The organism is Ruegeria sp. HKCCA6707 (genome assembly GCF_013033515.1).
Lineage (GTDB): Bacteria > Pseudomonadota > Alphaproteobacteria > Rhodobacterales > Rhodobacteraceae > Ruegeria.
Genome location: NZ_WQEG01000001.1, coordinates 228,418 through 253,120, shown reverse-complemented (window position 1 = coordinate 253,120; position 24,703 = coordinate 228,418). Strand labels below are relative to the sequence as shown.

General features: G+C 58.0%; 25 protein-coding genes. 15 read left to right on the top strand and 10 right to left on the bottom strand.

Annotated features, from left to right (window positions below; translation table 11 throughout):
* Positions 1–105: 105 nt before the first annotated feature.
* The 6 genes from GOW40_RS01265 (at position 106) to GOW40_RS01240 (ending at position 7,519) form a co-directional block, all read left to right on the top strand.
* Entirely contained in the window at positions 106–1,074 is a 969-nt protein-coding gene (locus GOW40_RS01265) for an XdhC family protein (RefSeq protein WP_171129230.1), read from the top strand.
* Positions 1,071–2,072 carry a molybdopterin-binding protein gene (locus GOW40_RS01260; RefSeq protein WP_171129232.1) on the top strand — a complete coding sequence of 334 codons (1,002 nt, stop codon included), beginning with the start codon at positions 1,071–1,073 and terminating at the stop codon, positions 2,070–2,072. The genes GOW40_RS01265 and GOW40_RS01260 overlap by 4 nt, the downstream gene beginning before the upstream one ends.
* A 153-nt stretch (positions 2,073–2,225) precedes the next feature.
* Positions 2,226–2,711, top strand: a complete 486-nt coding sequence (locus GOW40_RS01255) for a (2Fe-2S)-binding protein (RefSeq protein WP_171129234.1) — start codon at positions 2,226–2,228, stop codon at positions 2,709–2,711.
* A gap of 83 nt (positions 2,712–2,794) precedes the next feature.
* Positions 2,795–5,155, top strand: coding sequence for a xanthine dehydrogenase family protein molybdopterin-binding subunit (locus tag GOW40_RS01250; RefSeq protein ID WP_171129237.1), 2,361 nt, complete (start codon positions 2,795–2,797; stop codon positions 5,153–5,155).
* Positions 5,156–5,257: 102 nt separating this feature from the next.
* Positions 5,258–6,049 carry a xanthine dehydrogenase family protein subunit M gene (locus tag GOW40_RS01245; RefSeq protein ID WP_171129239.1) on the top strand — a complete coding sequence of 264 codons (792 nt, stop codon included), beginning with the start codon at positions 5,258–5,260 and terminating at the stop codon, positions 6,047–6,049.
* 153 nt (positions 6,050–6,202) lie between these two features.
* Positions 6,203–7,519, top strand: coding sequence for an aspartate aminotransferase family protein (locus GOW40_RS01240; RefSeq protein WP_171129241.1), 1,317 nt, complete (start codon positions 6,203–6,205; stop codon positions 7,517–7,519).
* A gap of 71 nt (positions 7,520–7,590) precedes the next feature.
* Here the strand turns inward: GOW40_RS01240 and infC are convergent, their stop codons facing one another.
* The 6 genes from infC to GOW40_RS01210 all read right to left on the bottom strand — a co-directional run bounded on the left by infC (position 7,591) and on the right by GOW40_RS01210 (position 12,452).
* Positions 7,591–8,139, bottom strand: coding sequence for a translation initiation factor IF-3 (infC, locus tag GOW40_RS01235; RefSeq protein WP_171099263.1), 549 nt, complete (start codon positions 8,137–8,139; stop codon positions 7,591–7,593).
* A gap of 159 nt (positions 8,140–8,298) precedes the next feature.
* The gene (locus GOW40_RS01230; protein ID WP_171129243.1) at positions 8,299–9,150 is read right to left on the bottom strand and encodes a ferredoxin--NADP reductase; all 852 of its coding nucleotides are present in this window, start codon (positions 9,148–9,150) and stop codon (positions 8,299–8,301) included.
* A 105-nt stretch (positions 9,151–9,255) separates the two neighbouring features.
* On the bottom strand, positions 9,256–9,663 hold the full coding sequence (locus tag GOW40_RS01225) for a DUF934 domain-containing protein (RefSeq protein ID WP_171129245.1): 408 nt from the start codon (positions 9,661–9,663) through the stop codon (positions 9,256–9,258).
* The gene (locus GOW40_RS01220; RefSeq protein WP_171129247.1) at positions 9,660–10,421 is read right to left on the bottom strand and encodes a phosphoadenylyl-sulfate reductase; all 762 of its coding nucleotides are present in this window, start codon (positions 10,419–10,421) and stop codon (positions 9,660–9,662) included. The genes GOW40_RS01225 and GOW40_RS01220 overlap by 4 nt, the downstream gene beginning before the upstream one ends.
* On the bottom strand, positions 10,411–12,075 hold the full coding sequence (locus GOW40_RS01215) for a nitrite/sulfite reductase (protein ID WP_171129249.1): 1,665 nt from the start codon (positions 12,073–12,075) through the stop codon (positions 10,411–10,413). The genes GOW40_RS01220 and GOW40_RS01215 overlap by 11 nt, the downstream gene beginning before the upstream one ends.
* Positions 12,076–12,137: 62 nt before the next feature.
* Positions 12,138–12,452 (bottom strand): DUF2849 domain-containing protein, encoded by a 315-nt coding sequence (locus GOW40_RS01210; protein WP_171129251.1) that lies wholly within the window; start codon positions 12,450–12,452, stop codon positions 12,138–12,140.
* 199 nt (positions 12,453–12,651) lie between these two features.
* On the opposite strand from GOW40_RS01210, the gene GOW40_RS01205 reads away from it, so the two are divergent.
* Positions 12,652–13,131, top strand: coding sequence for an Lrp/AsnC family transcriptional regulator (locus GOW40_RS01205; protein ID WP_171129253.1), 480 nt, complete (start codon positions 12,652–12,654; stop codon positions 13,129–13,131).
* A gap of 84 nt (positions 13,132–13,215) precedes the next feature.
* Here GOW40_RS01205 and GOW40_RS01200 read toward each other — a convergent pair whose 3' ends face one another.
* Positions 13,216–14,397, bottom strand: coding sequence for a cytochrome P450 (locus tag GOW40_RS01200; protein WP_171129255.1), 1,182 nt, complete (start codon positions 14,395–14,397; stop codon positions 13,216–13,218).
* Between the two features lie 47 nt (positions 14,398–14,444).
* On the opposite strand from GOW40_RS01200, the gene GOW40_RS01195 reads away from it, so the two are divergent.
* The 5 genes from GOW40_RS01195 (at position 14,445) to GOW40_RS01175 (ending at position 20,933) form a co-directional block, all read left to right on the top strand.
* Positions 14,445–16,178 (top strand): ATP-binding protein, encoded by a 1,734-nt coding sequence (locus GOW40_RS01195; RefSeq protein ID WP_171136386.1) that lies wholly within the window; start codon positions 14,445–14,447, stop codon positions 16,176–16,178.
* Positions 16,175–17,404, top strand: a complete 1,230-nt coding sequence (locus GOW40_RS01190) for a sigma-54 dependent transcriptional regulator (protein WP_171230832.1) — start codon at positions 16,175–16,177, stop codon at positions 17,402–17,404. The genes GOW40_RS01195 and GOW40_RS01190 overlap by 4 nt, the downstream gene beginning before the upstream one ends.
* A 362-nt stretch (positions 17,405–17,766) precedes the next feature.
* Positions 17,767–18,768, top strand: a complete 1,002-nt coding sequence (locus GOW40_RS01185) for a DctP family TRAP transporter solute-binding subunit (RefSeq protein WP_171230831.1) — start codon at positions 17,767–17,769, stop codon at positions 18,766–18,768.
* A gap of 111 nt (positions 18,769–18,879) precedes the next feature.
* Positions 18,880–19,557, top strand: a complete 678-nt coding sequence (locus GOW40_RS01180; RefSeq protein WP_171129262.1) for a TRAP transporter small permease — start codon at positions 18,880–18,882, stop codon at positions 19,555–19,557.
* The gene (locus GOW40_RS01175) at positions 19,557–20,933 is read left to right on the top strand and encodes a TRAP transporter large permease (RefSeq protein WP_171098730.1); all 1,377 of its coding nucleotides are present in this window, start codon (positions 19,557–19,559) and stop codon (positions 20,931–20,933) included. Before GOW40_RS01180 ends, GOW40_RS01175 begins: the two co-directional genes overlap by 1 nt.
* A gap of 49 nt (positions 20,934–20,982) precedes the next feature.
* Here GOW40_RS01175 and GOW40_RS01170 read toward each other — a convergent pair whose 3' ends face one another.
* A complete protein-coding gene (locus tag GOW40_RS01170; RefSeq protein ID WP_171129264.1) occupies positions 20,983–21,813 on the bottom strand; it encodes a hypothetical protein in 831 nt (276 codons plus the stop codon).
* Positions 21,814–22,004: 191 nt separating this feature from the next.
* Between GOW40_RS01170 and GOW40_RS01165 the strand changes: the two genes are divergently transcribed.
* Together GOW40_RS01165 and GOW40_RS01160 are read left to right on the top strand one after the other, a co-directional pair.
* Positions 22,005–22,316 (top strand): multidrug efflux SMR transporter, encoded by a 312-nt coding sequence (locus GOW40_RS01165; RefSeq protein ID WP_171129266.1) that lies wholly within the window; start codon positions 22,005–22,007, stop codon positions 22,314–22,316.
* A gap of 63 nt (positions 22,317–22,379) precedes the next feature.
* Positions 22,380–22,826 (top strand): nucleoside deaminase, encoded by a 447-nt coding sequence (locus tag GOW40_RS01160; RefSeq protein ID WP_254444218.1) that lies wholly within the window; start codon positions 22,380–22,382, stop codon positions 22,824–22,826.
* Positions 22,827–22,830: 4 nt separating this feature from the next.
* On the opposite strand, the gene tpiA is transcribed toward GOW40_RS01160, so the two are convergent.
* Together tpiA and GOW40_RS01150 are read right to left on the bottom strand one after the other, a co-directional pair.
* Positions 22,831–23,580, bottom strand: coding sequence for a triose-phosphate isomerase (gene tpiA, locus GOW40_RS01155; RefSeq protein ID WP_171129268.1), 750 nt, complete (start codon positions 23,578–23,580; stop codon positions 22,831–22,833).
* A 99-nt stretch (positions 23,581–23,679) separates the two neighbouring features.
* Positions 23,680–24,045: an iron-sulfur cluster assembly accessory protein gene (locus GOW40_RS01150; RefSeq protein WP_171129270.1), complete on the bottom strand. Its 366-nt coding sequence runs from the start codon at positions 24,043–24,045 to the stop codon at positions 23,680–23,682.
* Positions 24,046–24,226: 181 nt separating this feature from the next.
* Between GOW40_RS01150 and GOW40_RS01145 the strand changes: the two genes are divergently transcribed.
* On the top strand, positions 24,227–24,556 hold the full coding sequence (locus GOW40_RS01145) for a hypothetical protein (protein WP_171129272.1): 330 nt from the start codon (positions 24,227–24,229) through the stop codon (positions 24,554–24,556).
* The last annotated feature ends 147 nt before the right edge of the window (positions 24,557–24,703 follow it).

Genomic DNA, 24,703 nt, shown 5'->3' with positions numbered 1-24,703 from the left:
ATATTTGCACCTTTGGGGGCTGTTTGTTGCTTGGATGAGCGCCCAGTCAGCTTTTCAATTTGCGAAAGCTGCTTATGTTGGGGCGGATAGGGAGCGGAGGCCAAGATGGACAGATTCGACAGCAGTCCCGAAACAGCGCTGAAGTGGTATCGCGACGGGACCGGGGCCGCTCTGGCCACCGTTGTCGAAACATGGGGCAGCGCCCCGCGGCGCGTCGGCTCTCAACTGGTGATTGGCGGCGATGGGCGCATCGAAGGCTCGGTCTCGGGCGGGTGTGTCGAAGGCGCTGTGATCGTCGAAGCCTTGGAAGCGATCGAAGAAGGCGATGCCAGTCTGCTGGAATTCGGAGTCAGCGACGAGGATGCCTTTGCCGTCGGGCTGGCCTGTGGCGGGACGATCCGCGTGCTGGTCGAACCTGTGGGCAAGGTTCTGCCCGAGGCGATGCTGGCCGAGTTGGTGCAGGCCCGGGCAAGGCGCGAGCCACTGGTCTATGAGGTGAATGTCGAAACCGGACACCGCGCGCTGCGCCGCAATGCGCATGCCGACCGCGTTCGGATGGATCGGTCGGGCTTTGACGAAGACGGACAGACCTTTGTGGCGGTGCATAACCCGCCGCTGCGCCTGATCGTGGTGGGCGCGGTGCATATTGCGCAGGCCCTTGTGCCGATGGCGCGGATAGCGGGTTACGATCCGGCAATCGTTGACCCGCGTGAGGCTTTTGCTTCGGACGAACGGTTCCCGGGTGAGACAATTCTCACCGACTGGCCCGATGAGGCGGTGATGAAGCTGGGTCTGGACAGTCGCACGGCCATTGTATTGCTGACCCATGATCCCAAACTGGATGATCCTGCGCTCGAGGCCGCTTTGTCGGCGGGCGTCTTCTATATCGGTGCATTGGGGTCGACCCGGACCCATGCCAAACGGGTAGATCGGTTGACGCAGGCCGGGTTCACACAAGAGCAGATCGCACGCATTCATGGCCCTGTTGGGCTGGATATCGGCGCGGCCAGCCCTGCCGAAATTGCCGTTGCCATTCTGGCTCAGATGACCGCTGTGCTGCGAGGCAAAGCGTGAAGTTCGGCCCGGTCCCTGTTGCTGAGGCACAAGGGGCGATTCTGGCGCATTCCGTGCAGGCAGGCGGTCGAAAGCTGCGCAAGGGTATCGCGCTGGATGAAGCGCATCTTGAGGCACTGTCTGCCGCAGGCATTGCCGAGGTCACCGTTGCCCGACTGGAGCCCGGCGATTGTCACGAAGACGAGGCCGCGCGGCAGCTTGCAGCCGCTCTGACGCCCGATCCGAAATCCGCCAATTTGCGCGTGACCGAGCCGTTTACAGGACGCGTCAATCTGCTGGCCGATGGCCCGGGGGTGGCGGTTCTGGATCTCGAGGCGTTAAGCGCGGTTAATCAGGTCAACCCGATGATCACCGTCGCAACCGTGCCCCAATACCAGCAGATGGGTGAAGGCGGCATGGTCGCCACGATCAAGGTAATCTCTTATGCGGTGCCTGGCGGCGATGTGATGCAAGCAGCCCGCTTTGCGCAGGACGCTATTCGCCTTGCACAACCCATCCATCACAGTGCTGGTTTGGTGGTGACCGACATACCGGGAGGGCCCGCCAATGAAAAAGGGATCACAGCCATTCGCGGTAGGGTTGAAGCATTGGGGATGGATCTGACGGATGTGCAAGTCGTACCCCATCGCGTTGACGCGCTGAGCACGGCGTTGAAAGGTCTGCAAGGCGATGTTGCGCTGATCCTGACAGGCTCGGCCACGTCGGACCCGCAGGATGTCGCGCCCGATGCGGTGCGCGTGGCTGGTGGGCATGTGGACCGGTTCGGGATGCCCGTGGACCCCGGTAACCTCTTGTTTCTGGGCAGTTTGGGCGCGCGGCCGGTGATCGGCCTTCCGGGCTGCGCGCGGTCTCCGGCGCTGAACGGGGCCGATTGGGTGCTGTCTCGGGTAGCTTGCGGGATTGAAACCACGGCAGCAGATATTGCCGGCATGGGCGTCGGCGGGCTGCTGAAAGAGATCCCGACACGCCCACAACCCCGAGCGCAGCGCCGCAAGTGACGCTACGTCAGTTTTACGCTTTTGCGTAAGGGCGATGCCTGCGAAGGCTTGCTGGGTGAATTGGCTGAAAAATCAAGCAAATATTTTTGTTCTCAAACAAATTTTCCCGTGTTTAACTCGGGCCCAACGAAAACACCAAATTGGGAGGATCTCATGACACAGGTCTCAATGACCGTGAACGGTAAGTCCGTGAGCGGTGACGTCGAAGGCCGGACATTGCTGTCCAGTTTTCTACGCGATCACCTGTCTTTGACCGGAACACATGTCGGCTGCGACACGGCGCAATGTGGCGCTTGTGTGGTGCATGTGAACGGCGAAGCCGTGAAATCATGCAATATGCTGGCGCTTGAGGCGGATGGTGCCGATGTGGGCACAATCGAAGGGCAGGCCGCCGAGGACGGTACGCTGAATGTCATCCAGCAGGCGTTTCAGGATCATCACGGGCTGCAATGTGGATTCTGCACTCCGGGCATGGTGATGAGCGCTGCGGCTTTGCTGAAAGACAAGCCGCGCCCGTCCGAGGCTGAGATTCGCAAGTATCTGGAAGGCAATCTGTGCCGCTGTACCGGCTATCATAACATCGTCAAGGCGATCATGGCCGCATCGGGCCAGGACGTCAGCAGCATCGCTGCGGAATGATGCCGCTGCGGGCGTGATTGAGACGCCCGTGAGAGACGTAAGGGATGCGCCGGACGCATCCGTTTATCGGAGGAGAACAAGCAATGCCCAAAGACAGTGGCATCGGAGCCAGTTCCAAGCGGCGCGAGGACGTACGCTTTCTGACCGGAGCAGGCAATTACACCGACGACATCAACGCGCATGGCCAGGCCCATGTGTATTTCCTGCGCTCGGACATCGCGCATGGACGGATCAACAGTATCAACACGTCAGCCGCTGAGGCGATGCCGGGCGTGGTCAAAGTGTTTACCGGTAAGGATTTCGAAGGCGTGGGCGGTATGCCCTGCGGTTGGGAAGTCACTGACCGGCATGGTGCGCCCATGCAGGAGCCGCCGCACCCCATTCTGGCGCAAGGCAAGGTTCGCCATGTGGGGGACCCGATTGCCGCAGTCGTGGCCGACAGTCTGGAACAGGCGCGTGACGCGGCCGAAGCGATTGAGGTCGATCTCGACGAATTGCCAGCCGTGTTGGACATGAAAGCCGCCGCGCAAGAGGGCGCGACGCTGGTGCATGACGACCTGAAAAACAACATCTGCTACGATTGGCATCTGGGCGAAGAAGACAATGACAAGATCAACGGGATCTTTGCCAATGCGGCCCATGTGACCACTCTGGATCTGGTCAATAACCGTCTGGTGGCAAACCCGATGGAGCCGCGTGTGGCGCTGGCCGAATACAGCCGCGGCACAGACGAATACACGCTCTATACCACGTCACAGAACCCGCATGTGATCCGGCTGCTGATGTGTGCCTTCGTGCTGGGCCTGCCCGAGCACAAGGTGCGCGTTGTAGCCCCGGATGTGGGCGGTGGGTTTGGCACCAAGATCTTCCACTATGCAGAAGAGGCGTTCTGCACCTTTGCGGCCAAGGCCTGTAACCGTCCGGTCAAGTGGACATCGAGCCGGTCCGAGGCGTTCATGTCAGACGCGCAGGGCCGCGACCATGTCAGCACGATCGAACTGGCGCTGGACGCGGATAACAACTTTATCGCTCTGCGGACAAATACTTACGCCAATCTGGGTGCGTATTTGTCGACCTTCTCCAGTTCGGTTCCGACCTGGCTGCATGGCACGCTGATGGCGGGCAACTACAAGACGCCGGTCATTCAGGTGAATGTGAAGGCCATGTTTACCAACACCGTTCCGGTCGATGCCTATCGTGGGGCAGGCCGCCCCGAGGCGACCTATCAGCTGGAACGCGTGATCGACAAAGCCGCGCGTGAGTTGGGGGTCGATCCGATTGCCTTGCGCCGCCAGAACTTTGTCACTCAGTTCCCCTATGACACGCCTGTGGCGCTGACCTATGACACCGGTGACTATCACGGAACGATGGACAAGCTTGAGGCCGCTGCTGACATCGCGGGCTTTGCCGCGCGTCGGACTGAGAGCGAAGCCAAGGGCAAGCTGCGCGGTTTGGGCATCAACTGCTATATTGAGGCTTGCGGAATCGCCCCGTCGAATATCGTCGGTATGCTGGGTGCACGCGCGGGTCTTTATGATGCTGCGACCGTGCGCGTGAATGCCACCGGCTCGATCAGTGTGATGGTGGGGGCACATAGCCACGGGCAGGGGCATGAGACCGCCTTCCCGCAGGTTGTGGCGGACATGATCGGCATTGACGAGTCGATGGTCGAGATCGTGCATGGTGACACCTCGAAGATCCCGTTTGGCATGGGCACCTATGGCTCACGCAGCCTTGCGGTCTGCGGCTCTGCGATGGTGCGCGCGACCGAGAAAGTGATCGATAAGGCCAAGAAAATCGCAGCCCACCTGCTGGAAGCGTCCGAGGCGGATATCGAGTTGAAGGATGGTCAATTCAGCGTCGCAGGCACCGACAAGTCGGTGGCCTGGGGCGATGTGACCCTGACAGCTTACGTGCCGCATAACTTCCCGCTGGAGGTTGAGCCGGGGCTGGAAGAGACCGCCTTCTATGATCCTGCCAACTTTACCTATCCCGCTGGGGCCTATGCCTGCGAGGTTGAGGTTGATCCCGAAACCGGGAAGGTCAGCATCGAGGCGTTCACGGCTGCGGATGACTTTGGCAATATCATCAACCCGATGATTGTGGACGGCCAGGTGCATGGCGGAATTGGCCAGGGGATCGGGCAGGCGTTGCTTGAGAACTGTGCCTATGACGAGAACGGCCAACTGCTGAGCGCGTCCTTCATGGACTATGCCATGCCGCGTGCAGATGACGTGCCGTTCTATGGTGTGGATCATTCCAGCCAGACGCCGTGTACGCACAACCCTCTGGGTGTGAAAGGCTGTGGTGAAGCTGGAGCGATTGGTTCGCCGCCCGCTGTGGTCAATGCGGTTCTGGATGCGCTGAATTCGGGCGGAAAGGCCATCGATCATATCGACATGCCGGTAAGCCCATCGCGCGTTTGGACGGCGATGAACAGCTGAGAGGTCAGGGAAGCTGGGGGCTCTGCCCCCAGACCCCCGAGGTATTTTTGAACAGAAGAAGGACGGGGCGCGCCTTGTCCTGATTTTGGAAAGGAAGACGAGATGTATAATTTCGAGTTTGAGAAGCCGTCGACCATAGCGGATGCTGTGGCGGCTTTGGGGGCGGAAGATGCGCAAGCCCTGGGGGGTGGTCAAACGCTGATCCCGACGCTGAAACAGCGACTTGCGTCCCCATCGGCACTGGTGTCGCTCAGCGGCATTGCCGAGATGATCGGTGTCTGTGTCGAGGATGACGGATCTGTGGCCATAGGCGGGGCGACCCCTCATGCTGTGGTGGCCCGAGAGGCGGCGAGCTCATATCCTGCGCTTGCGGCGTTGGCCGGTCAGATTGGCGATCCGGCTGTGCGCAATCGTGGTACAATCGGCGGGTCGGTGGCCAACAATGATCCGGCGGCTTGTTATCCAGCGGGTGTATTGGGTTCGGGCGCGACCATCGTGACCAATACGCGTGAGATCGCAGCCGATGATTTCTTTGAGGGCATGTTCAGCACAGCGCTTGAGGAAGGAGAGATCATCACGCAGGTCCGGTTCCCGGTGCCACAGGCGGCATGTTACGAGAAGTTCCTGCAGCCCGCGTCTCGCTTTGCCCTCGTTGGCGTTTATGTGGCGCGCTTTGCCGACGGTGTGCGCGTGGCGGTGACGGGTGCCAGCGAGGACGGTGTGTTCAGGTGGTCCGAGGCCGAGGCGGCGCTGAGCAAGGAGTTCCGCGCGGACGCGCTGATGGATCTGAAGATCAACCCGATGAACATGATCGGCGATCTGCATGGCAGCAAGGAATACCGCGCGCATCTGGTCAGTGTGATGACCAAACGCGCAGTATCGGCCTGTCTGTAAAGCTCGCTTTCAAGCGATTGAAAAGCCCCGAGGGAGACCTTGGGGCTTTTTCTTTTGGTTGAGACGACATTGTGCACCGATGAAAATGGAGTAGGTTTCACCTTGAAACCAGCGTACCGCGTTGGCGTTTGAACGGCTGCAAAGGACAATGCCATGAGCCATGTATTTCCACGTCATACCAAAAGCGAATTGCCAACGGCTGTTGGCGGGGACGGGTGTTACCTGTTGGACGCTCAGGGGCGTCGATATCTGGATTGTGGTGATGCGGCTGTGTCCTGTCTGGGCCACTCGAACGCGGCGGTTATTCAGGCGGTGCAAGATCAGGTAGCCAAGATAGCCTTTGCTCATACCGGGTTCATGACGTCGGAGCCTGCGGAGGCTTTGGCCGATCTTTTGATCGACCATGCGCCCGGTGATCTGGATCGGGTCTATTTTGTTTCTGGCGGGTCCGAGGCGACCGAGGCTGCGATCAAGCTGGCGCGGCAGTATTTTCTGGAAATCGGCCAGCCTGAGCGACGCCACGTGATCGCTCGACGGCAGAGCTATCACGGCAACACGCTTGGGGCGTTGTCGGCGGGTGGCAATGAATGGCGCCGCGCGCAATTCGCACCGATGCTGATCGACATGACGCATATTCCTGCCTGTTACGAATATGCCGAAAAGCCAGATGGTGAGAGCAGTTATGACTATGGGCAACGGGTCGCCAACGCTTTGGAGGCCGAAATCCAGCGGCTCGGGCCCGACACGGTGATGGCGTTTATGGCTGAACCTGTAGTTGGCGCGACACTGGGCGCAGTGCCGGCGGTCGAAGGGTATTTCCAGAGAATTCGCGAAATATGTGATACTTACGGGGTACTATTAATTCTGGACGAAGTGATGTGCGGAATGGGGCGCACGGGGCATCTCTTTGCCTGCGCGCATGATAATGTCGAGCCCGATATTCTGTGTATCGCCAAGGGATTGGGCGCGGGGTATCAGCCAATCGGTGCCATGCTGTGCAGTTCAAAGATCTATGATGCGATCCGTCAGGGCTCGGGCTTTTTCCAGCACGGGCACACCTATGTTGGTCACCCGGTGGCGACTGCTGCGGCGTTGGCTGTTGTGCAAGAGCTGACGGAGCATGACCTGCCGGCGCGTGCAGGTGTCATGGGAGAAAAGCTGAAATCCAAATTGAATGCAGCCTTTGGTCAGCACGCGCATGTCGGCGATATTCGCGGGCGGGGTCTGTTTATCGGGGTGGAACTGGTCGAGGATCGGACCAGCAAAGAACCATTTGATCCGTCGCGCGGCATTGCGGGAAAGATCAAGAAAGCCGCGATGGCCGAGGGCTTAATCTGTTACCCGATGTCGGGCACGCGCGATGGGCGCAGTGGAGACCATATACTGTTGGCGCCGCCCTTTATCATTGAAGACGCGCAGCTTGATGAGTTGGTTGATAAGCTGGGGCGGGCTTTGGATCAGGTTCTGTAAGTCTTTGCCTTGCGCAAAACAAAAGCCCCTTCGTGTGCGAAGGGGCTTGTCGTCCGCAGATTTCAGGGGTCTTATTTCTGCGGAAGAGGGCCGATCATCATGATCATCTGACGACCTTCCATCTTGGGCATATTCTCGACCTTGCCGATTTCTTTGATATCTTCGGCTACGCGTTCCAGAAGCTCGCGCCCCAGATTTTGGTGGGCCATTTCGCGACCGCGGAAGCGCAGAGTGACTTTGACCTTGTCGCCCTTTTCCAGAAACTTGAAGACGTTCTTCATCTTGACGTCATAGTCATGAGTGTCGGTGTTGGGCCGGAACTTGACCTCTTTGACCTCGATGACTTTTTGTTTCTTGCGGGCTTCGCTTTCGCGTTTTTGCTGTTCGTATTTGAACTTGCCGAAATCCATGATCTTGCAGACGGGCGGCTTGGCGTTGGGCGAGATCTCGACCAGATCAAGGCCCGCATCTGCGGCAAGTTGCATGGCTTTGGCAGGATGAACCACCCCGACATTTTCACCTTCGGCGCCAATCAGGCGAATTTCGGGGGCACGGATGCTTTCATTGACACGCGGGCCGGTCTCTCTCTGAGGCGGCGCGTTGTGAGGTCTGCGGGCTATGGGTTCATTCCTTTGATAATTGCAGAATTTCGAGCCCGGAATTTAGACCGCCCAACGCTGCGTTTCAAGCGGCATAACGAAGGCGCGGAACGAAAATCACCGGATTTTTCAGATGTTTTGGGCCAACCGGGCGGTGGCGCGCCCGGTTGAAGATCGTGATCAGCCGACAAAGGCCTTTTCGATGACAAATTCCTTGGGGTCGGAATTTGCGCCTTCGCGCAGGCCGAACTCTTCCAGGATGGCCTTGATGTCATGGTTGAACGCCAGGCTGCCGCAAACCATTGCACGGTCGGTTTCAGGTTTGATACCGCCTTCGATGCCCAGATCGGCAAAGACCGTTCCGTCTTGCAGCAGGGTGGTGATGCGGCCCATCTTGGGGCTGTCTTCGCGTGTGGTGGTCGGGTAATAACGGATCTTGTCCGCAAAGCCTTCGCCCATCAGTTCGGCCAACAGCTCATCTTGTTTGATGCTTTCAATCAGCTCGCGGCCATAATTCAACTCGGCCACGTCGCGGCAGGTATGGGTGATGATGACCTCGTCATAGTCTTCATAGGTCTGCGGCTCGCGCAGTAGCGATGCAAAGGGGGCAAAGCCTGTGCCGGTGGCAAAGAACCAGATTCGCTTGCCGGGCAGCAATGCGTCATGCACCAGTGTGCCAACCGGCTTGGGGCGCAGGATGATCTGATCACCGGGCTGGATATGTTGAAGCTTGGAGGTCAGCGGGCCGTCCTGCACCTTGATCGAATAGAACTCAAGCTCTTCGTCCCAGGACGGCGACGCGATCGAATAGGCGCGCAGCAGAGGTTTCTGGCGGCCGGTCTTGGGGTCAGGGTCGCCCATCAGGCCGATCATCACAAACTCGCCCGAGCGGAACCGCAATGAGGCGGGACGCGTGACCTTGAACGAGAACAGCTTGTCCGTCCAATGTTTGACATCGGTTACGATTTGGGCGTCGGGAAGGACGGGGGCCTTGACGGCGGTGGCTTCGGTCACGGGTTTCATCTCTGTCATCGTTTCACAGCTGGTCGGGCGACCGGCATCTCCGTTTAAACACTGTTAGAAGGCAAGAAAAGGGGACAGATTGCCCCCGTTTCTTCACAAGCAGGCGATGGCGGTTTATCCGCGCAGGCGTGCCTGGTAGTTGTTGTCTTTCCAATTGGCGCGGGCCAGCCATTGATCCTCGGGCTGACGTGTGGCCAAAGCGTTGTCGATTTCAACCTCGTCAAACCCGCTGCGGCGGGCCATGGCGTACTGGTCAGCCAGCACATGACCTTTGGCGCGTAAGCGCCCCGTGTAGCCTTTCAGGCGCAAGACGCGCGCGATGGTAAAACCGCGGCCATCCGCCGACGACGGAAAATCGACCCGCACCATTTTGGCGCAGCCCAGACGTTCAACCAGCTCATCAGGGTCAGTGTCCGAGGCCACATCCAGGGCCACAACATCATTCGCGGCGTCGTCCAGTGTGACATAGCTGTCGGTCCAGTCATCGGGGCTGAACCCCTCATCGGTTACGATTACGTTCATGTTTTCTCTCCGGCGCGCACCATCTTGCCATCGACAAAATGAATGCCGCATTCTTCCTTGTTCTGATCGCGCCAGCGTCCGGCGCGGGGGTCTTCGCCCTCTTTGACCGGTGAGGTGCAGGGGGCACAGCCGATCGAAGGGTATCCTTTGGCCACCAGCGGGTGCCGTGGCAGGTTGTTTTCTTCCATATAGGCGCGCACATCTTCGGGCGCCCAATGGGCCAGCGGGTTCACCTTGATCCGGCCTGTACCGTCTTCGACCTCAAAGAATTCAAGCGCGGCGCGGGTGCCTGCCTGAAACCGTTTGCGTCCAGTGATCCAGCCATCAAAGCCGGACAGTGCCCGTTGCAGCGGGAAGGTTTTGCGCAGGTTGCAACACGCATCCATGTCACGCAGGCGCAGCGCTCCGTACGGATCGTCACGTTGAACGTCCTCTTCATCCGCGCGGATGATTTTGACGTTCTTCAACCCCAGACGTTCGCTGACCTCTTGCTGGTATTCCAGCGTTTCTGCAAACAGCATCTGAGTGTCGATGAACAGCACCGGGGTCATCTTGTTGACCACCGCCGCCATATGCAGCAACACCACCGACTCTGCGCCGAAACTGGAGACCAAGGCCAATTCGTCGATCGCCTCAAGCGCGCCATGCATCACGTCATGGGCCGAGTGATGGCGGAACCGGGCATTCAGCGCCTCGACCTTTTCGGTCAGTTCGGCGCGGTCTTTGCCCAGCTCCGTCTGGATCAGGTCAAGCGGCATTCGCCTGCGCCTCGGGGTAGAGGGCTGCCTTGAACGGAGCCATGCCAACCCGGCGATAGGTCTGCAGGAACTCTTCCTCTGCGCTTTCGCGCTGTTCCAGATAGGTGTCGACGATCCGTTCCACCGCCGGAACGATTTCATCATAGGCAAAGCCGGGACCTGTACGGTCGCCAATGGCCGCCGTTTCGGTTCCGTCGCCACCCAGGGTGATCTGGTAGTTTTCGACCCCTGCGCGATCCAGACCAAGGATGCCGATATGACCTACATGGTGGTGACCGCAGGCGTTGATGCAGCCCGAGATCTTGATTTTCAGATGGCCGATATCGTGCTCAAGCTTAAGGTCATCAAACCGTGTTGCGATTTCTTGTGCCACAGGGATCGAACGCGCTGTCGCCAGTGCGCAGTAATCCATGCCGGGGCAGGCGATGATATCGCTGATCAGGCCGATATTGGCGGTGGCCAGCTCATGTTCCTTGAGCTTCGCATGGATCGCAGGCAGGTCCGATTTGTGGACATGCGGCAGGATCACGTTCTGCTCATGGCTGATACGCAGCTCGTCATAGGCGAATTTTTCGGCCAGATCAGCCATCACGCGCATCTGCTCGGCAGTTGCATCACCCGGCGTTGTGCCGTGTTTCTTGATCGAGATCGTGACAATCGCGTGGTCCGCGTTCTTATGCGGCGCGATATTTGTATCGACCCACGAACGGAAAACCGGATCGTTGGTATAGGCGCTTTCAAAGGACGCAACCGAGCCCTCGCGGAAATTGGGCGCCGCGAAGTGGGTTTTGATCTCTTCCAGCAGGTTCATGTCAGCGCCTTTGAATTGCGGACGTACCTGTAGGAAACGTTCATTAACCTTGGCGCGGATCGTGTCGATGCCGTTCTCATGCACGGTGATCTTGATACGCGCTTTGTATTTGTTGTCGCGCCGACCGATCTGGTTCCAGACGGAAACCGTGGCTTCCAGATAGGCCAGCAGATCGTCAAAGGCGACAAATTCGGACAGTTCCTTGCCGATCATGGGCGTACGGCCCAAACCACCACCCACGATGACACGCGCGCCCAGAACACCTTCGCGCTCAACCAGTTGCAGGCCAATATCATGCGCCTTGATCACGGCACGGTCGTTTTCGCTTCCGGTGATGGCGATCTTGAATTTGCGCGGCATGAACTGGAATTCCGGGTGGTCGGTGGACCACTGGCGCAGCAGTTCGGCATAGGGGCGAGGATCAGCGACCTCATCCGCGGCAGCGCCTGCGAAATGGTCGGCGGTCACGTTGCGGATGGTGTTGCCGCTGGTCTGAATAGCGTGCATGCCAACCTCGGCCAGAGCGTCCAGCATATCCGGCACGTCTTTCAGCTTGGGCCAGTTATACTGAATGTTCTGACGCGTGGTGAAATGGCCATAGCCCTTGTCCCACTTTTCGGCCAGCAGGGCCAGTTGGCGCATCTGATCACTGGAGAGCGTGCCATAGGGAATGGCAACCCGCAGCATATAGGCGTGCAACTGCAGATAGAGCCCATTCATCAGACGCAGGGGTTTGAACTCATCTTCTGTGAGCGATCCGTCGATACGACGCTCGACCTGTGCACGGAATTGCTTGTTACGTTCTTCCAGGAAGGCTGTGTCGAACTCAGAGTAACGATACATGTCTAGCTGTCCTTCGTTGCAGCCCCAGGTCCGGGGCCTTTAAGGGGAGAAGTGGCCTGTGATCAGGACCGGGGCTGCGTTTGTGTTTCCTGCTTTCCATGGGCGTAGTTGGAAGGCCCAGTACGGCGGAAATCCTCACGGAAATGGGTAGGTTCGGGACCGTTTTCACCGGCAATGGCATCTGCCAGATAGGCACCCACGATGATATTGGCCTGGCGCTCGGCATCCAGCAGACGCAGCTGTGCATGGGCTTCATCGGTGATCAGCTCGGCGTCGGACAAAGTCCGCGACCAACGATCATCTTCTGTCAGATAGATCACATCGCCTTCCACCAGGTCATTGGCGGTGACCACCTTGGGTGTAAACGCGCGGGCCATGTGGCGTGCTCCTTAATCTTCTGTCTGTGTCAGTCGGCGTCAGGGCAGGGATGCGCCAGGTGCCGTCTGCGGTGTTTGACTTGACCCTCAATATAGGAAATATTCCCACTTGTTTGCCATATGGTGCGGTAAATAAGAACATACGTCCTTTCGGTTGCCGGTTTTGGGACGTTGGTTTTGGAATTGGGACGGAATTGGAATGTCGGTTCGAATAGATGATACAGATCGGAAAATTCTAGCGGAGCTGCAGCGCGATGCCAGCCAGTCACTGGACGAAATTGCAGCGCGGGTTGGCAGTTCCAAGACACCTGTCTGGAATCGTATCCGCAAGTTGAAGAGCGCAGGTATCATCGGGCAGCAAACCGTGCTGCTGGACGCCGAAGCGCTTGGATTTGAAGCAACTTTCTTTGTTCTGATCCGCACGTCGGAACATGAGGCCGACTGGCAACGAAAGTTCCTCAAAGCGCTGCGTGACAGGCCGGAAGTGCAGGAAGCGCACCGTCTGGCCGGGGATATCGACTATATTCTCAAGGTGCGCGTAAAGAACGCCCGTGCTTACGACGCGTTCTATCAGACGCTGATTTCAGAGGTGAGGGTACATAACGTGACTGCCTTGCTGTCGATGGAAGAGATCAAATCAACCACGATGCTGCCGTTGGAAGCATTGAAAGAGGTGTGAGGCCTGCATGCAACTTTGCCCACCGTCCAAATGTGGCGGTCGCCCACCGAAGTATTCCGACAGATGAAGCCAGGGATCCGAAGACTATGTCTCGACCATCAGCTCGGTAAGGCCGTGGAAATGATAGGTCAGTGCATAGCGGGGCTGTCCGTGCAAGCGCAGCTTGGGACATCGCTGGAACAGGATCGGAAGGGCGATGCGCATTTCAAGCCGGGCCAGCGGTGCGCCGACGCAGAAATGGATACCCCCGCCAAAGCTGCTGTTGGTGGTGATTGCTCGGCTCGGGTCAAATCTGTTGGGGGCGGGCCAGTGTGCTGGGTCTCGGTTGGCGGCCCCCAAAAGCAGCGCGATCTGGTCGCCGCGTTGGAACCGGTGGCCGTAAAGATCGATCTCTTCATAGGCATAGCGGGTGAACAGATGCAGCGGCGGGTCATAGCGCAGAATCTCTTCTATCGTTGCGTCGATCGCATCGTGGGTCAGCGCTTCTGGGCCAATTCCAGTTTCGAGGAGGGTTTTGACACCATTGCCGAGTGAATGAACCGTGGCCTCGTGCCCGGCATTCAACAGAAGAATGCAGGTTGAGATCAATTCGCCATGGGACAGTTTCTCGCCCTTGTCTTCGGCTGCGATGAGCGAGGTAATCAGATCATCGCGCGGCTGGCTGCGGCGGGTTTCGATATAACCCGTCAGGAAGGCGGTGAAGTCTTGCGTGGCGCGGGCGGCTGCGTGCTCAGTTTCTTCGGTGCGACCGGCCTGATACATGGCCACCATCGCATGGGACCAGCGCAGCAGGTCGGGGGCCCGATCCTCTGGCACGCCCAGAAGCCGACAGATTGTGATGACCGGGATCTGGGTGCAATAGGCTGACAGCAGATCGAAGGGCGCATCGGGGAATTGATCGATCAGCCTGTGGCAGAGGGTTTCCAGATCATCGCTCAGACCCGCAATGGCACGCGACGTGAAGGCACGCAGGACCAAAGACCGCAGGCGGGTGTGGCGTGGGGGCTCAGCTTCGAGCAGGGAATGGGCCTCGACGTTCAGCCATGGGGTCAGGTGATCTGGTTGGGGCTGTTCCAGCTCTTTGGGTTTTTCGGTACCGAAACGCCGGTCGCGGAACACCTCTTGCACGGCATTGTGTGAGACCGCAGCTGGCATGTTGTAGTCGGTCCAATAGACCAGATCGCCCAATTGCCGCGCCCGGTCGTAAAACGGGTAGGGGTTCTGGACAAAGTCAGTTTCGGTCGGGGATTGCTGGATCGTCTTCATGCGCTGCACACTTGCCACGGCGCGTGTTGAATGCAAGACCCTAAGACATGCAACGGATTTGGATCATCCTGGGTTTTCTTGCCGTCGTCGGGCTTTTGACCGTCGGCGTCTGGACCTATGGTTACCGGCAGGCTTTGTCGCAGCTGAGCGAAAAGGCCGAAGCGGATCTTGAATTGGCCGCGGACCGGTTGAGCACGCAGATGCAGGTCTATCAGGAGCTTGCGGTGCTCATGGCCGACCATCCGAGCCTTCAGGGGCTTGAGACACTGGAACAGGCGCGCGTGGCGCAGGCGGTGTTGCTGGATGTTGCTGACAAAACAGCCGCTGTGAATATCATGGTTCTGGATCGAGATGGGCGAGTATTGGCTGCAGCGCAGCCGGTGCGGCAGGGGCAGCTTTTCACCCATCCCGCCTTTCAGCGCGCCATGCAGGGCTCGCTAGGCAATGCGCATGGTGTTGATCCTGACAGCGGGAACCGGACCTATTCCTATGCCGCTCCTTCGTTTGGGCCAGAAGGGCAGGTGGATGGCGTTCTGATGGTCGTTGCCGACGTGCAGGATGTGGAACAGACTTGGCGCGGCAGTACCGAGGCGGTGTTTTTTGTCGATGCTGAGGGGGTTGTGTTTATCTCGAACCGGTCGGACCTGTTGTTCTGGCAGCGCATTGCGGGTCAGTCGGGGTTGGTTCCGCCAGAGGGGCGCGATACGGCTTTTGACGCACGTTTCGTCGGTGCGCATGAGCTTTGGCGCCTGAATTGGGGGCGGTACCTGCCCCAGGAAGCCTTGCACCTGACGCTGGATCTACCTGTTATCGACATGACTGCAGAAGTTCTGGTGGATGTGGCGCCTGCGCAGCGGCTGGCGGGTTTGCAAGCCTCGGCAGTGGCGGCGATCTGTCTGGCCTTCGGGGCGTTGCTGTTTCTGGCCACGGAGCGCAGACGGGCCTTGGCCGAAGCAAATGCGGTGCTAGAGACACGCGTGAAAAAGCGGACCGAGGCGTTGACCGTCGCGAACACAGCATTGCGTCGCGAAGTGACCGAACGGGAAGAGGCGGAGGCGGCGTTGAAGCGGGCACAGGACGATCTGGTTCAGGCCGGCAAGCTGAGCGCTTTGGGGCAAATGTCGGCGGGGATCAGCCATGAGCTGAACCAACCTTTGATGGCCATTCAGCAATTTGCCGAAAACGGCACCGCCTTTCTGGAACGCGGGAAAGATGACAAGGCGGGCGAGAACCTTGGTCGCATTGCCCAGATGGCAGCGCGGATGGCACGCATCATCAAGAACCTGCGCGCTTTTGCCCGCAATGAAAGCGAGCCGATGGGCAAGGTTGATCTGGTTCAGGTCATCAATACGGCGGTTGAGCTGGCTGAAGTGCGGTTGAAAGCGGAACAAGTAGAACTGGTCTGGCAGCCACTTGATCTGCCGGTCTTTGCCTGGGGTGGAGAGGTGCGTTTGGTGCAGGTTTTCGTCAACCTGATCAACAACGCCATCGATGCGATGATCCATCAGCGGGATCGGCGCATCGAGATCACGCTTCATACCAAGGATCGCCTTGAAGTGACCGTGCGCGACAACGGTCCGGGCATCGAAGAGCCCGAGAAACTGTTCGAGCCATTTTATACCACCAAGGCCGTGGGCTCATCCGAAGGTATGGGGCTGGGGCTGTCCATATCATACGGGTTGGTGCAAAGCTTTGGTGGCAATATTCGAGGCGCCAACACCGGTGACGGCGCGGTGTTCACCGTCGAGTTGGATCCGGTCAGACAGGAAAAGGTTGCATGATCCGAAAAGTGCTGGTGGTCGATGACGATGCGGCGGTGCGCGAGGCTTTGTCCCAAACGCTTGAACTGGCCGATTATGAGGCGATAGCCTGCGGATCCTTTGTGGCGGCAAAAGATCTGATCCAGCCGGATTTCGCGGGGGTGATCGTTTCTGATATCCGGATGCCGGGTCGGGATGGGTTTCACCTTTTGACCTATGCAAAAGACATGGATCCCGAGTTGCCCGTGGTATTGCTGACCGGTGAGGGGGATATCCCGATGGCGGTCGAGGCGATGGGGTCGGGGGCTTTTGACTTTCTGGAAAAGCCCTGTGCGGCGGCGGATCTGCTGGCCGTGCTGGAACGCGCCTGCGCAGCGCGTCATGAAGTTCTTGAGCAACGCGCGATGAAATATGCGCTGGAGCGGGGCGATGCGGCGGCGCGAATGTTGTTTGGCCAATCCGCGCAAGCGGATGAGTTGCGCGCGCGTGTGCGCTCGGTCGCGCCGACCTTGGCGGCGGTGTTGGTCATGGGGCCTGCTGGAAGCGGTATCTCGAAAGTAGCCGAGGTCATTCACCTGATGTCGCCCCGGTCGCAGGGTGCTTTTGTCAAACGTTTGGCCTCGGGGCTGACGGTCGAGACCTTTCAGCACGCCTGTCAGGATGCGGCGGGGGGCTCGCTGTTTCTGGATGAGGTTTCGGCCTTGCCGGAACCGGTGCAATACGCGGCGGCTGAACTTTTGGATCAGGAAGGGGACGTGCGGATCATAGCGGGGACGACAAATGATCTTGCCGTACTGTCGGGGCAAGGGCGGTTCCTGCCTGATCTGTTCTATCATCTGGATGTGATGCGCGTGCGGATACCGGCCTTGTCCGAGCGCCCCGAGGATATCCCGGTGATCTTCCGCCATTATGTCGCCCAAGCGGCGGAACAGGCCGGGATTGCCGCGCCCGAGGTGTCGACCGAGCATCTTGCGGCGCTTATGGCCAGCGACTGGCCGGGCAATGCACGATCTTTGATGTCTGCGGCGATGCGGTTCGTGCTGGGGATGCCTGAAGACGTCGCGCAGGCCGCGTCATTGGGATTGAGCGAACAGATGGCGCGGGTCGAGCGGTCCTTGCTGATCGCAGCGCTGGGGCGTCACAATGGCAAAGCATCAGAGGCGGCGAAAGCGCTGAAGCTGCCGCGCAAGACTTTTTATGACAAGCTGGCGCGGTATCAGATCCGTCCAGAGGATTATCGGCGCTAGAGCTCCCGCCGGGTTGGCCTGCATTGGCATGCAGTTCAATCCGTTGGGCGTGGCAGTCCGCGCTGCGGACTGCGGGTGCGCCAATGTAAGCCTATCATTGATTCGCTTTGGTGATTCGAGAGATGTGCGAAATCTCGCACAATCCTGAATTGCCCTGTGCGGAATTTCGCACACCCATTGGGTCGAGCGACTGAGTGAATTTTCGGATGATTTGTAAAGTGCTGTATTTAAAGAATATTATCAGATATCGTTCCGCGCGATCAAAATGTTGAGCGGTTGCGGCTGAGTCGTTTCACTACCGGACATGGCCGTGGGTTCGTCGAAACGCGGCACTTGATAGGAAGTCTGGGAGGAAAAGACAGATGAAATTCCTGACAACAGCTGCCACCGCATTGGCGTTGTCCGTATCCGCAACAGCCGGTTTTGCCGCCTGTGATGATGGTGAGATCGTGGTGAAGTTTGCCCATGTCACCAATACTGACAAACACCCCAAGGGCATCGCGGCCTCGCTGCTGGAGCAACGTGTGAATGACGAAATGAATGGCGTCATGTGCATGGAAGTGTTCCCGAACTCGACCCTCTATAACGACGACAAGGTCCTTGAGGCCATGTTGCAGGGCGATGTGCAACTGGCCGCGCCGTCGCTGTCGAAATTCGAAAAATTCACCAAACAGTTCCGCCTGTTTGACCTGCCGTTCATGTTCAAGAACATCGATGCTGTGGATGCGTTCCAGGCGTCTGATGCTGGGCAGGCGATGAAGGACAGCATGCAGCGTCGCGGCTTGCAGGGGCTGGAATTCTGGCACAATGGCATGAAGCAGATGTCAGCCAACAAACCGCTGGAAACACCCGCCGACGCAGATGGTTTGAAGTTCCGCGTGCAGTCTTCGGACGTGCTGGTGGCGCAGATGGAAGCCATCGGTGGAAGCCCGCAGAAAATGGCTTTCTCTGAGGTGTATGGTGCGTTGCAGCAGGGTGTTGTGGACGGGCAGGAAAACACCTGGTCGAATATCTATGGCAAGAAGTTCTTTGAGGTTCAGGACGGTATCACCGAGACCAACCATGGCATCATCGACTATCTGGTTGTCACCTCAGTTGACTGGCTGGACAGCCTGGAACCGGATGTGCGGGACCAGTTCCTGACCATCCTGTCCGAAGTGACGGAAACCCGGAACAAGGAAGCCTTTGCCGTGAACGAAGCCGCCAAAGCGTCGATCACCGAAGCAGGTGGCATCATCCGTCAGTTGGATCCGGAGCAGCGTCAGGCTTGGGTCGACGCGATGAAACCGGTCTGGGACAAGTTTGCCGGAGACGTGGGTCAGGACAAGATCGACGCCGCGCAAGCCATTAACGCCGGGTTCTAATCCGGTCAGGCCGCGCGTCGCGGGACTGGGGAGTTAACGACGCGTGTGCTCGGGCGGGCCGGTCAACGGCCCGCCATTCTCCCTATAATCTGAATACGTGGGGACAGAGATATGTCTGGTGCGAAATCCGGCCCGACCGGGCTGGTCGACCATATCGAAGAGACGCTTATTGCGGTGTTGTTGGGCCTGATGACGGTCGTGACTTTTGCCAATGTCATCGCGCGGTTCTTCTTCAACTCGAACATCTTGTGGGCGCTTGAGCTGACGGTATTCATGTTCGGGTGGCTGGTGCTGCTTGGGGCTTCTTATGCGGTCAAGAAACACGCCCATCTTGGGGTCGACGCGATCCTGAACATGCTGGCGCCCGCGCCGCGCCGGATTCTTGCTCTGATTTCGGTAGCCTGTTGTCTGTTGTTCTCATTGCTGTTGCTAAAGGGGTCCTATGACTACTGGGCCGTGTTCGCCGACCTGCCACCCACATCCGGTCGCTGGTTCCCGACAGGGTTCAATTTCGACGCCCGGAGTCAGAGCTTTTATGAAGTCGATGATATTCCGATGGTGGCGCCTTTCAGGTTTCTGGAGGACATGATCAACTATGGAGAATATTACGAAAAACTGCCCAAAGTGGTTCCGTATTTCATCCTGCCTTTGTCGATGTTGCTGCTGGTGATCCGCTTTGCGCAGGTTGCTGTGCAAATCTGGCGGGGCGAGACTGATCGACTGGTCGCCAGCCATGAGGTCGAGGACGAGATCGAAGAAGTTCGCGCGCAGCAGGGGGAGCATAACTGATGGATGTTGTTCTGCTGTTTTCGATGGTCATTGGCCTGCTGCTGATCGGGGTTCCGATTGCGGTGGCGCTGGGGCTAAGCTCGACCCTGTTCCTGCTGATCTATTCCGACAGTTCGCTGGCCTCGGTCGCAGGCACACTGTTTGAAGCGTTTGAGGGGCACTTTACCCTGCTGGCGATCCCGTTCTTCATCCTTGCTTCGTCCTTCATGACAACGGGTGGTGTGGCCCGGCGGATCATCCGCTTTTCGATTGCCTGCGTGGGTCATCTGCCCGGTGGCCTGGCGATTGCGGGTGTGTTTGCCTGCATGCTGTTTGCCGCCCTTTCAGGCTCGTCTCCGGCAACCGTGGTGGCCATCGGCTCGATTGTCATCGCCGGGATGCGGCAGGTGGGTTATTCCAAGGAATTTGCCGCCGGTGTCATCTGTAACGCCGGGACGTTAGGTATTCTGATCCCGCCTTCCATCGTGATGGTTGTCTATGCGGCCGCCGTCGAGGTTTCGGTCGGACGCATGTTCCTGGCCGGTGTCATCCCGGGCCTGATGGCGGGTCTGATGCTGATGGTGACGATCTATGTTATGGCCAAGGTCAAAGACCTTCCGAAAGGTGATTGGAAAGGGTGGGGCGAGATCTTTGTCTCGGCCAGAGAAGCCGGTTGGGGCCTGTTCCTGATCGTGATCATCCTGGGTGGTATCTATGGTGGGATCTTCACGCCGACCGAAGCGGCAGCGGTCGCGGCTGTCTATGCCTTCTTCATCGCCAGCTTTGTCTACAAGGATATGGGGCCGCTGAGCACGGCGGACGGCGAGCGTAACCTTTCGCTGCTCAAAAAACCCTATGCGTTGATCACGGCGTTTTTCCATCCAGACACCAAGCACACGCTGTTTGAGGCTGGGAAGCTGACCGTCACGCTGTTGTTCGTGATCGCCAACGCGCTGATCCTGAAGCACGTTCTGACAGATGAACAGGTACCGCAGCACATCGCCAGTGCGATGCTGTCAGCGGGGCTGGGGCCGGTGACTTTCCTGATCGTTGTGAACGTGATCTTGCTGATCGGCGGTCAGTTCATGGAACCTTCGGGGCTGTTGGTGATCGTTGCGCCGCTGGTGTTCCCGATTGCCATCGAATTGGGTATCGATCCCATCCATCTGGGCATCATCATGGTGGTGAACATGGAGATCGGGATGATCACGCCTCCCGTCGGGTTGAACCTGTTTGTCACGTCTGGTGTCGCGGGGATGCCGATGATGAGTGTGGTGAAGGCGGCGCTGCCGTTCCTGGCCGTGCTCTTCGTATTCCTGATCATGGTGACCTACATACCCTGGATCTCGACCTTCCTGCCCAATACCTTCATGGGGCCGGAAATCATCACCAACTAGACACTCTTTGCCGGGCTGGCTTCGCGGCCCGGCAAACCTTTTTTCCGGTTTAGTGAGAATACCCGTATTTCTTGAGGTATTCCGCCACCCAGCTGATCCCACCATGGGCGCGACGGCGGCGGCTGCCCCAATAGCCTATCTTGTCATTGACCAGTTCAACCGGTTTTGGATCACCGTTGAAGATCACGATTTTCGGGCGCCTCGGGCGGTGTTTGTACCGCCGAAATATCAGGCCGAATGGCCAATAGTGCACAAGGTGAATGATCCCCACGCACCAGTTTTTCGGGTAACATTTTCGGCTGAACGCACGTGCTGAAATATAGTTCTGATCATTGTCGTATTTCGGCAGCGCCGTGCGGCCGTCGAACTGGTCAAAGAGGTGAAACTGTTCGGACGGGATGAACCCGACGATGGACGAGTTTCCGCGCGTCACCTTGTTCATCAACCACGGCGCACGATCCCAGAGGACCGCCGGTATCATGCGCCAGACAAACCCGCGAAACTTCGGCATCAGGAAAAGCCCACCCTGGTCCTGAACGAGCGTCAGCAGGGGGGCAAGATCACCGGTGATCAACAGATCCAGATCCAGAAACAACGCAGTATCGTAGTCGGCGACAATGTCTCGGTTGAACATCAGCAACTTGGGCCATTTCCCATGGGTCCAGTCCTGACGCTCGAGTTGAGGAAAGCTTAAGGGATAGGTGAGAATACCCTGATCCAAGCCGTGGGGGTTATCGGTTATGCAAAGAAAGTCATGTTCCAACTGCAAGTGGTCTTGGACCGCCCCAAACAGCATATTGACGTAGTCCGGGCCAAAAGCGTCGCCCCATTTCATACAGATCACGCATGTCTTCGGCTTTGAATGCTTCTCGACTTTCATCCGAATGTCCTCATCCTCATAACCGTTCCGCTGTTGGGTTGGGAAATGGTGACACAAGAAGGTCTCAATAGAATGACACGCGTCCGTCTCTCTTGAAGAACACGCAAGATCGCTTACGTTCTGGGGTGAGGACGACCTCCCCAACCATGGGACAAGTATCGGGACGACCCGATAATAGATGAGGTCGTTCTATGCCCTGGATTTATCTTCTTCTTGCTGGCCTGCTCGAAATTGTTTGGGCTTTTGCCATGAAACAAACAGCTGGCTTCAGCCGATTGTGGCCAACGGCCATCATGGCCGTGTCAATGGCGGGCTCGTTTGGTTTGCTGGCCTTGGCGATGCGCAGCCTGCCTCTGGGTACGGCCTATGTGATCTGGACCGGTATCGGTGCAGTCGGAGCTTTTGCTGTGGGCGCTGTATTCCTGGGCGAGGCTGTCACACCAATGCGACTGATGGCGGCGGCGCTGATTGTATCCGGCATGATCGTCATGAAACTTGCTTGACGGGCGGCTTGCCACAGTTTGTTCTGCGGTCAACGCAACCTTGTTGCGAAAGGAGCTGACCCCATGATGACAGATTTGGACAAACACCTGCTGCGTATTGCGTTCGAAGAGGCGCAGGCAGGGTTTGACGAAGGCGGGTGCCCGATTGGTTCTGTCCTTGCGCGCGACGGAGAGGTGGTCTCGCAAGGCCGGAACCAAAGGGTGCAAAAAGGCGATCCAATCGCGCATGGCGAGATGGACGCGCTGCGCAAAGCAGGGCGTCAGAAAACCTATCGTGACACGGTACTCTATACGTCTCTGTCACCGTGCATGATGTGCGCAGGTACAATTGTTCAGTTTGGTATTCCTCGGGTGGTAATTGGCGACACGCAGAATTTCGGCGGCAACGAAGAGTTCCTGCGTCAGCGCGGTGTCGAGGTCAGTCTGGCAGAGGACCCCGATTGCATCGCACTCATGCGTCGCTTCATCGCCGAGAAGCCCGAGCTTTGGGCAGAAGATATCGCAGAGTGATCGACTAGGCGTCGGCCAATGCGTCGATAATACCCGAAAAATCTGCAGCTTTCAGGCTGGCACCGCCAACCAAAGCTCCATCAACGTTGGACACACCAAAAATTTCGGCAGCGTTTCCGGGTTTGACTGAACCGCCATACAGCAAGCGGATCGATTGGCCGATGCTTTCGCCAAACCGTTTTTCCAGCAGGGTACGCATGAAATCATGTACTTCGGCGATCTGCTCCAGAGTTGGAACCTTGCCTGTTCCGATGGCCCAAACCGGCTCGTAGGCGACGACCAGGTTTTCGCCCGTGGACTGATCCGGAATGGACCCCGCCATCTGACCGCCAACCACGTCCAAGGTATTGGCCGCTTCGCGTTGTTCCAGGCTTTCACCGACGCAGATGATGGATTGGAGGCCAGCTTCCATGGCCGTTTGGGCCTTGGCGCGTACATCCGCATCAGTCTCGCCGTGATCGACACGACGCTCGGAATGGCCAAGGATTACCGAAGATGCGCCAGCTTCCATGAGCATCTGGGCACTTACGTCACCGGTATGAGCGCCCGATTGCGCAGCGTGGCAATCCTGACCACCAATAGCGACGCCCGAGGTCTTTGTTACTTCTGCGGCCCTGTGTAGCAACGTGGTGGGTGGGCAGATCAGAAGGTCAATCGCCGGGTCTGGATAGCGTTGCGCCAGCTCCGAAAGGTCAGCCAGAGATGCCCCGGTACCGTTCATTTTCCAATTGCCAGCCGCCAACTTACGCCGCATCGCGGACCCTCCAGTTCGATTGCATTTCGCACCGGATACCACCCTGCGCCCAACCTGACAATTGCAGTTGTCTGCGCAGGCGTCGAATGGTCGGGATGTTTAGGACTGGGCCGAGATCGACTCGTCGAACTTGATGGACTCGCCGCAGCCGCAGGCGTCAACCACGTTGGGATTGCGAAATTTGAACCCGGCTTCCAGCAGCGAGACCTCATAGTCGATCTCGGTTCCGAACAGGAACATCTGAGCCATGGGCGCAATCATCACCCGCGCGCCATCTTGTTCCACCACTTCGTCATGAGGGTCAGCCTCATCAACATAGTCCATGGTGTATTCCATTCCCGCACAGCCGCCTTTCTTGACACCGATGCGCAGGCCAGCATGACCACCCGACGTCATCAGTCGGACAATCTGTTCTGCTGCCTTGGGCGTTATGGTCACGGCCTGCTTGCCGGGAATGCCAAACATGGAATGCTCCGTTCTCGCGTTACTATGGTAATTTAAGGTGCCTTGATGCCTGGCTCAAGGGATGTTCGCACTCGATAGTCCAACTGTGACCAGAGGGAAGCGTCTTGCAGCTTGCCATAGACGCATTGGTGACCATAGTTTGTGCTTAAAACTGAACTCTTTTCACCAAAGGCAGGTATCAATGATCTCTTTTTTATCGTTTCCACTTCGACCGGGTATGGCGCTTGTTGCTTTGAGCATCAGCCTTGCCACCACTGCCTCGGCAGATAATGATGCGCGTCATCCCGTCAACTGCGCGACCGCACAAGGTGATTTGCGCGCGATTGCGGCAGAGAAGACGCATGCAGAAGAGAAACAGGCCGAAAGCGTGATCGCCATTACACCCGCAGGTGCGCTGCTGGGGCTGGTGACGGGAACAGAGCAAAAACGTCTGAAGATGCTGTCTGGCGACTATATCACCGAGTTGGACAAGCGCGCAGCCGAGATAAAATCGAACTGCAATATCAAATAGGGTGCCAAAAGAAAGGACCGTTCTCGGGCAAGAACGGTCCCTATTTCTGGGCCAGCCGGTTGGGGACAGCGAACTGGTTTACGGCCGATGCGCGCCATGTGTTTGGCGAAGACATGTGTCGAAATTCTGAAAGGAATGTAACAGTTT